1 protein-coding gene and 1 pseudogene are annotated in these 351 nt (G+C 73.5%); one reads left to right on the forward strand and one right to left on the reverse strand.

Annotated elements, in window-relative coordinates:
* A partial coding sequence (locus RM590_RS35850; protein WP_311708988.1) for a VOC family protein occupies positions 1–103 on the forward strand: 103 nt, incomplete at its 5' end.
* Between the two features lie 67 nt (positions 104–170).
* Here RM590_RS35850 and RM590_RS35855 read toward each other — a convergent pair.
* Positions 171–351 (reverse strand): annotated as a pseudogene (locus RM590_RS35855) (LCP family protein); the annotation flags it as partial.

Here is a 351-nt window from a genome sequence, read left to right on the forward strand (position 1 = left end):
GCGGCTGGGCGCCACGCTGCTGGAGGGCGACAACGGCGGCAAGCGCGACTGGCGCGTCTACGCCGACCCCGCGGGGCACCCTTTCTGTTTCTGCGCCTGCTGAGGGCGTATCCCAAACGCCGCCGCCCCGGACCTCACCGAGGTCCGGGGCGGCGGCGTCACGGCCGGCGTCACTCCTCCGTGCCGACCGTCACCTCCTCGTCGTTCTTGAGCTGTGCCATCAGCGCCGCCGCCTGCTCCTCGTCCCACAGCACCGCCGAGCCGGCCGGCGTGGAGTAGCCGGGGTCGGCGACCGGGATGTTCATGCGCTCCGCGCCGCGCATCGCCCAGAACATGCCGCGCAGGTCCCAC

This window comes from Streptomyces litchfieldiae (assembly GCF_031845365.1).
Taxonomy (GTDB): domain Bacteria; phylum Actinomycetota; class Actinomycetes; order Streptomycetales; family Streptomycetaceae; genus Streptomyces; species Streptomyces litchfieldiae.